Source organism: Poseidonibacter sp., from assembly GCF_041821165.1.
Taxonomy (GTDB): domain Bacteria; phylum Campylobacterota; class Campylobacteria; order Campylobacterales; family Arcobacteraceae; genus Poseidonibacter.
The window spans coordinates 1-8,112 of the sequence record NZ_JBGUES010000105.1; the positions used below are offsets into that span (position 1 = coordinate 1).

The following is an 8,112-nucleotide window of genomic DNA, read 5'->3' on the forward strand; positions in this document are numbered from 1 at the left end:
ATATTGAAAATATAGTTTGATTCTTCAATTAACTTTTTATTTTTAATCGTATCTTTTAAATTTTCAATTTTAATTATCAAGTCAGATTTTGTAGATTTTAGATTTATTACTTTTAACTTTTGTGTATCTTTTTCAAATTCTGATTTTGATGAAACTTTATTTAATCTATTATAATTGTTTGTTTCGATTAAAATCATTTCATTCAAAAAGTTTAGTTTATTTCTCGATTGTTCTAATTCAATTTGATTAACTTTAGAATCAATTTCTACAATTAAACTATTATTTGAGTTTTTACCTTCAATTTCTTCATTTGAAAATATTACTTTTCCCGAAACTGATGATTTTATTTGATAACTTTCAAGAGGTTCTAATTTTGCATAATATTCATTTGCAAAAATTGAACTGATAAATAAACAACATAGTAGTATTGTTTTCATATTAGATAGCCTTATAAATTTATTTTTTTTAAGATTTTAATTATATCTTTCTTTACTAAAATAAAATCACTATCTTTTTCTAATAAAAATATCAATTCATCTAAATTTGAATTTATTTTTATATAAACAGATAATAATCTTAGCAACTCATCTTTATTTTTAGTTTTATTAACTTGTTTTACTAAAGATTCATTTTTAAAATCTTTCTTTTTACTACGATTTATAACATAGAAATATAAACATAATATTAATAATGTTATAAAAACACCTAAACAAAAGAAAATAATCCTATCTTTTATTGATATTACTTCAATAGTTTTTATTATTTGCTTTTCATTTATTTTTTTTATATCTTTTTTTTGTAATCTTTCAATTTTTTTATTTGTAATTTCTTCAATTACTTCAATTTTAAATTCATTTGTTTTTTTACTTATTACTTTATTTAATTCCTTATTGAAGTAACTTAAATTTATACTTGGAATAACTATGGATTTATTTGGAATTATTGAAAAAGTTTTAGAGTATATACCAAAATATTTATCATCCTTAAAACTCGTTTTTACTTCTGGTTTATTTTCATATATTGTTGCCTCTTGAATATTTAAAGTTTTATTTTCAATATCATCAATATTTCCATAACCTTCTATCTCTAACTTATAAGAAAGAGCTTCACCCTTTTTGATTTTATTTTTATCAATACTAGCTTTTATATCAAAGTCACCAATTAGGTTTATATTATTAGGAAGTTTTTTAATATTAAAATTTAATTCATTAGAATAAACTCTAACAACTTTAGTAGAATTTGAAAATAAAGAGAATGAATTTCTATTTGTATCTAAAATCTGAGCTTTGATTTTTAAAGGATTGATTTTTAATAAGCCCTCTTTTAATGGAAAAAGTAAAAACTTTAATTCTTGAACAATAAAAGAACCTTCTTCATACTGTTTTGAATTATCCAATTGCTTAGACCAAAAGTTTTCAAAATTAGGATTTTCAAATGCTAAATCAACTATTTGTAGTTGCTTATCATATTTAAAAACAACAGTTAATATAAAGTTTTCTCCAACATATAAATCATCTAAAGAAGATGAAATATTTAAATCAAAATATTTTGATTTTGTTTTTTGGGCATTTAAAACCTTGATTTCTTGTTCTTGTGTTTGAACTTTATTCCCATCAATTACAAAAGTTAAAGAAGGAAAAATAAAATCATTTAAAGCATAAAAAGAGTAAGTCTTTTTTATTTTTTTTGTAATTGTTGAGTTTATAATATTTGTTGAAGTAGAACTACCTAGTTCTTGAATAGTATTTCCATTTATTGAAGTAAGCTTTGGAAACTCTATATCATTTCCACTAGCTTCAATACTAAAAACAACAGCATCACCTTTTATAATACTTTTGGGAATATTTATTTGAACATTTGCAAATAACGATATAAAAAATAGATTTAAAAAAATTAAATATTTAATTAAATACATAATTAAAACTCCAGTGTACCTTCAATAGAGAAGTTTGCTTTTGAATCAAGTTCTGCATGTGATAATACAGCAACTTCTAATCCAAATTTTTCATAAATTTCTGATATTCTTTTTCTTAAAACAGGATCAACTACCATAGCAACTTTTGAGAAACCTTTTACTTCAATAGCATCTAATAACTCTTTTGTTTTTGTAACTAAGTTATTGATTTCAGAAATTGAAAGCATTAATTGTGAAACACCATGTTGTTCTTGTAATTTTCCAACAAACTGTTGCTCAAGTTCAGGTTTTATAGTTACTAAATGAAGAACACCATCTGTATCTTTAAACTTTTGAGTAATAAGTCTAAATAACTTTGATCTTACATGTTCTAGCAATACATCTGGTGCTTTTGTAAACTCTGCAATATCAGCGATTGCTTCAACAATTGTAAGCATATCAACAATTGGTATTTTTTCATGTAATAAATCTTTACAAACTTTTAATAATGAACCATATGAAGTAACTTTCATTGCTTCTTCAATAACAATTGGAAAGTCTTTTTTTAGACCTTCAATTATATTTACAACATCTTGTCTTGTAATAATATCTTCAGCATATTTTTTGATAATTTCTGAAATATGTGTTGAAATAATAGTTGGAGCATCAACAACTGTAAAACCTTTCATTAATGCTTCTTCTTTTAAATTCTCAGCAATCCATGTAGCATCTAAATTAAATACAGGTTCTTTTACTTTAAGACCTTGTATTTTTTCATGAGCTAATCCACCCATTGCTAAAAATTTTCCTACCTCAACACGACCTTTTACTAATGGTATTCTTTTTAAATATAATTGATATTCATTTTGTCCAATAGTAGCATCATCAGAAATTCTAATTTGTGGAATAATAAATCCTAATTCACTTGCAATTGTTTTTCGAATGGCTTTAATTTTATCTAAAAGTTCAGAATTACCTTGAACAAGTTGTAAAAGTCTAATTCCAAGTTTTAATTCTAAAACCTCAAGACGCATAATATTTTCAATTGTCTCTTCTTCATTAACTGCATTTGCTTTTTTCTTTTCAGCTTTTAATGTTTCTAAATCTTTTGGTATTTTAGGTTTTTCAACTTCTGTCTTGAAAAATCTTGTAACAGCATTATCAACATTATTATCAATCATATTTATTGTATAACCAATAGAAAGTAGTAATAATCCCATCATCATTAAAATACCAGTTGGGAAACCTGGAATAAAACCAAATAATACTAAACCAATACCAACAATTGTTAAAGATTTACTATCTTTTGCTAATTGTGAAATTGCTTGATTAGCAAATCTATCTTCATCCATATTTGATCTAGTAATAATAATAGCAGTTGCAGTTGATAAAATAAGAGCTGGGATTTGAGCTACTAAACCATCTCCAATAGTTAAAATTGTATATATTTCTCCACTATCTGCAACAGTCATATCATGCTGGAATAATCCAATTAATAATCCACCAACTAAATTTACTAATGTAATAATAATACCAGCAACAGCATCACCTTTTACAAACTTAGAAGACCCGTCCATTGCTCCATAAAAGTTAGCTTCTGAAATTAATGCTTTTCTTCTTTCTTGTGCTTGGATATCATCAATAAAACCTGCATTTAAATCAGCATCAATTGCCATTTGCTTACCAGGCATAGAATCAAGTGTAAATCTTGCAGTAACTTCTGCAACCCTTGTTGCACCTTTAGTAACAACCATAAAGTTAATAAGTACAAGGATAATAAAGATGATTACCCCAATAACCATATTTCCGCCAACAACAAAGTCCCCAAACGCTGAAATAATTGAAGATACAGCCTCTGGACCATTATGACCCTCTCCTAAAATAGAACGTGTTGTGGCAATATTTAAGGATAGTCTAAAAAGTGCTAAAATTAATATAATGGTTGGAAAGGTTGTTAAATCTGCTGGTTTTTGAATATATAATGAGATAAGTAAAATAAGTAAAGACATAGTCAAAGATATAATCAAAAAGAAATCTAAAACTCCTTTTGGTAAAGGAACAATGATAATCATTAAAATTGCTGCAAATAATACAACAACTATTAAATCTTTTGAGAATATCTTTTTTATGTTCATATATTTATTAAACTAAATTATTTTAGAAAATTTACAATAGATAATTGATTTGTTTTATTTACTGTTGAATATAAAGCTGTATATGTTAATTCTAAAGCTTTAGTTTCAATTGCTAATTTTCCTAAATCTGCAGCTCCTAGTTCTTGTGAAAGAACATTAAACTGTGTTAATTTTGAATTTACTCTTTCTAATGAAATTTCTAATACTTTATTTCTTGAACCAAGCTCAGCATGTGCAGTATTAACATAATCATAAGAATCACCAACTTTATCTATACTATCACGTAATATAGCATCAGCTGTTGCATCATTAATAGGATTTCCAAGTGAGTCAACTTTATTTAAGGCATTTAATACATCATCAATTACACCAAAAATATTAGTTTTTGTCTCAAATCTAGTTCCATCAGGAGGAGGTGTTCCTACAACTGCTGTATAAGTAGGTGGTGTTGCTCCATCATTAGTAAGACCTGTTATAGATTCTAAAGGATTTGTTAAATTACCTTCAAGATCATATTTTTCTAATGTTGTTCCATTTCTTTTCCATTCATTTCCATTTTCATCTAAAATTCTATCAGAATCTTTAAAACTTAAATTTGGATCAGCTTTTGTTGCAATATCTGAATTATACATCAGCATATCAAAACCGTTTATTCCTCTTTCTCTATAAGAGCCCTCTTCAACTGCAACTTTTCTTAATAAGTTATCTCCATTATAAGAGATTACACCAGTTGTCGGATTTTTTTCAAAAGATTTAACAGAAGAGTCTGAACCAGAAAATAGATATTCACCTTCAACTTGTGTATTAACAGCAGCATAAATATTATCTTTTAATCCAGAAATTGCAACTGCAATAGATTTTTTATCTTCATCTCCAACAGTTGCAGTATTTGCTTTTAATAATTCTGTTTTGAGAACATCTAAAAGATTTTTTATTTCACCAATTGTTGAATCTGCTACATTATTTTGTGCAGTTGTTTTTTGTATTTGAAGTTTAATACCATCGTATGTTTTAATCTTATCATCAATATAGACTTCTTTTGCATATAATGTTGAGTCATCACTACCATGTTCTAATATTTTTCCAGTAGATGTTTGATAAGTTATTCTTTGCTGCTCTGCATTAAGATTTTCTAATCTATAAAATGTTTGTTGAGATGTATTAATCATTGTAAAACCTTTCTAAACATTGATACGATTGTATTAAAATCGTATTTATCTTGGGTACCTTGAATTAAGAATTCTCTTATTTTATCTTTCTTAGCCATAGCATCATCAAGCTCTGGATCCATTCCTGATTTATAAGCACCCACACGAACTAAAACTTCGTTCTCTTTTATTAGTGATAATACTCTTTTTAACTTTAAAAAGTCATTATAATGCTGTTGATCAACTACTTTATCCATAACCCTTGATGCTGATTTAAGCAAATTAATTGGGGGATAAAAACCTTGTTCTGTTAATTCTCTTGTTAATACAATATGCCCATCTAAAATAGATCTACTTTGATCAGCAATTGGGTCATTCATATCATCACCATCTACTAAAACTGTAAAAAATGCTGTTAAAGAACCTTTATCATTATTACCTGCTCGTTCCATTAATTGAGGTAATAATGAAAATACAGAAGGTGGATAACCACGACTAACAGGTGGTTCACCAGTACTTAAACCTATTTCTCTTTGTGCCATTGCAAATCTTGTTACAGAATCCATCATTAAAAGAACATCATGACCTTTATCTCTAAAAAACTCTGCAATTGCCATAGCTGTAAATGCACCATATTTTCTCATTAAAGCAGATTCATCAGAAGTTGCTGCAATTAGTACTGTATTTTCTAAATTATTATCCAAATTATAATGAATAAATTCAGGTATTTCTCTTCCTCTTTCCCCTATTAATGCAACAACTTTTATTTGAGCTTCACATCCTTTAACAATCATTCCCATTAAGGTTGATTTACCAACACCCGAACCTGCAAAGATACCAACTTTTTGGCCTTTTCCTGATGTTAGCATAGAATCAATTGCTTTTACACCAGTTGAAAATCTTTCATCAATTATTCCTCTCTCCAAAGGTGGCATTGAAAGTTTATTTATTGCAGAGGATTCTTGTAAATCATGAATTTTACCTTTATTATCAATAGGTTCGCCAAGAGCATTTACAACTCTTCCTAGTAATCCATATCCACATTTTATAGATAATCCCTCTTTTTGTAAATATACTTTATCATGTATTCTAAATCCATCAATAAAAGAAAAAGGAACAATAGTAAAACTTCCACTATCAATTGAAGCAACCATTCCCAATACTGTGTAAAGATGCTGTACTGATTCAATTTTAACTATATCACCAATTGCTACTTCTATACCAGTTGCAACAATTGTTGTAGATGAAATGTGTTTTATTCTTCCAAAAGCAATAGATAAATCTGTTCCATCAATTCTACTTAATAATTCATCTATGTCCATTACATCTCATCGCACATTTTTTTGTATAAACTTTCATTTGTTCCTTTTACATTTTTACATTTATTTATGTATTCTTCTTTTTTAATATCATTTGATAAAACATCATACAATTTTAAAATATCATAATAGATTTTTGCTTCATCATTAGCTTTAATTCTTCTTGTATTTTTTAATCCTTCAAGTAAATAATCTAATGATTTTTGAGTATTATTTTCTGATTTTGCTATTCTTGATAATTCCATTTCTACAAAAGGTGAATAGATATTAGCTTTTAATAATTTTTGTTTATTATATAATTTAACTAAAACTTCATTAGCATTAACTTCTTCATCTTTTTTTAATAAATAAAAATAATAATCATAGTAAAAATCAATAATTATTGGATTATTCTCATTTAACTCTATAAACTCCAAATTTCTTTGTGTATAAGAAAAAAACTTTTCTAAAGAAATAGCATCCGCTTTTGCTTTTAAAATTTGATATCGATATAAGAATTCTTTTGTTAAAACATTTTTATTATCAACCATCTCAACTTTTGTTGAATAATCTAAAGCTTCATCCAATAAACCTAAAGATAAAGCCATTCTTTCTAAATATAGATAAATATTTGCATCTCTACTATTATTAAATGCATCTTTTACAAGTTCATAACCTCTTTCATATGGAACTTCCACTAAACATTCAAAAAACTTGAACTTAATACTTTCGTCATAAATAAGTTTTTCAAGTGTCTCTTTTCGTGAGTTTTTTAAAGATTTATCTAATTCAAAACATTGATTTTTTGATAACTGATCTTTTATCCTATCGATATTAATATCATCAAATATTTCTTCAATTGATTTATATGCAAACCTATTAATTATTGAAGTAGATATTTGATTATATATTTTTCTTGATCTTAATAAATACTCATATTTTTTGTCTTCTTTATTATTTAACAACTCTTGAAGTAATGCTTTTTGTTGCATAGATTCTGATTTTTCATATTTTTGGGCAACTGAAAATGTCTTTAGGATTCCTTGTCTCATTAATATTTCATCTAAATACATTTGAGATTTTTTAGCATAAGAACCTCTACCATAATCATTTATTATATCTGAATAAAGTTCCTTGGCTTTTTCTAAATAAAAATTCGTTCTATCATACATTAACATATAAGTATTAGCAAGTTTAAATTTGAAATTTTCAATAGATTCATCTTTTGTAGTTCTATTTAATAACTCTTTTAAAATATCAGCAGCTTGTTCTGGCATATTTGCATTTATTAACTTATTGATTTTTTTATTTGCTAAATAAGAGTCATTAGCATAATAATCAATATTTGTTTTTAGAACTTGTTTAATTAGTTCATTTGCTTTTTCTAAATTTCCATTTGATATATAAACATCAAAGAGCTCATCAGCAACAATTGTTGCAACTAACTTATCATTTGTTTTAGTTAATATTTCATATAAAATAATAATAGCTCTATCATAATTTTTTTGATATCTATAAACTTTTGCTAAATAAATTTTTCCATATGTTTTTGTAAGTTCATTATCAAAATTATTAATTATAATATTTGCAAAATATATAGATTCATCTATTTTATTTAGTTCAAGTTTTAATTCTAC

General features: G+C 25.8%; 6 protein-coding genes. All 6 read right to left on the reverse strand.

From position 1 onward, the window contains the following. Positions 1-437 (reverse strand): hypothetical protein (locus ACERKK_RS08800; protein ID WP_373772711.1); only part of this gene is annotated, 437 nt, incomplete at its 3' end. An 11-nt stretch (positions 438-448) separates the two neighbouring features. Further along, complete coding sequence (locus tag ACERKK_RS08805; protein ID WP_373772712.1) at positions 449-1,915, reverse strand: BatD family protein; 1,467 nt, start codon at positions 1,913-1,915, stop codon at positions 449-451. A 2-nt stretch (positions 1,916-1,917) separates the two neighbouring features. Then, the gene (gene flhA / locus ACERKK_RS08810; protein WP_373772713.1) at positions 1,918-4,029 is read right to left on the reverse strand and encodes a flagellar biosynthesis protein FlhA; all 2,112 of its coding nucleotides are present in this window, start codon (positions 4,027-4,029) and stop codon (positions 1,918-1,920) included. A 17-nt stretch (positions 4,030-4,046) separates the two neighbouring features. After that, positions 4,047-5,198 (reverse strand): flagellar hook-associated protein 3, encoded by a 1,152-nt coding sequence (locus ACERKK_RS08815; protein ID WP_373772714.1) that lies wholly within the window; start codon positions 5,196-5,198, stop codon positions 4,047-4,049. Continuing rightward, on the reverse strand, positions 5,195-6,499 hold the full coding sequence (gene fliI, locus ACERKK_RS08820; RefSeq protein ID WP_373772715.1) for a flagellar protein export ATPase FliI: 1,305 nt from the start codon (positions 6,497-6,499) through the stop codon (positions 5,195-5,197). Before fliI ends, ACERKK_RS08815 begins: the two co-directional genes overlap by 4 nt. Next, on the reverse strand, positions 6,499-8,112 hold a 1,614-nt coding region (locus ACERKK_RS08825), incomplete at its 5' end, for a tetratricopeptide repeat protein (RefSeq protein WP_373772716.1). The genes fliI and ACERKK_RS08825, both read right to left, overlap by 1 nt.

What these genes read in the sequence shown, in the direction of transcription:
- fliI (WP_373772715.1), bottom strand. Translation starts at nt 6,499, where the DNA reads ATGGACATAGATGAATTATTAAGTAGAATTGATGGAACAGATTTATCT.
- ACERKK_RS08815 (WP_373772714.1), bottom strand. Translation starts at nt 5,198, where the DNA reads ATGATTAATACATCTCAACAAACATTTTATAGATTAGAAAATCTTAAT.
- ACERKK_RS08805 (WP_373772712.1), bottom strand. Translation starts at nt 1,915, where the DNA reads ATGTATTTAATTAAATATTTAATTTTTTTAAATCTATTTTTTATATCG.
- flhA (WP_373772713.1), bottom strand. Translation starts at nt 4,029, where the DNA reads ATGAACATAAAAAAGATATTCTCAAAAGATTTAATAGTTGTTGTATTA.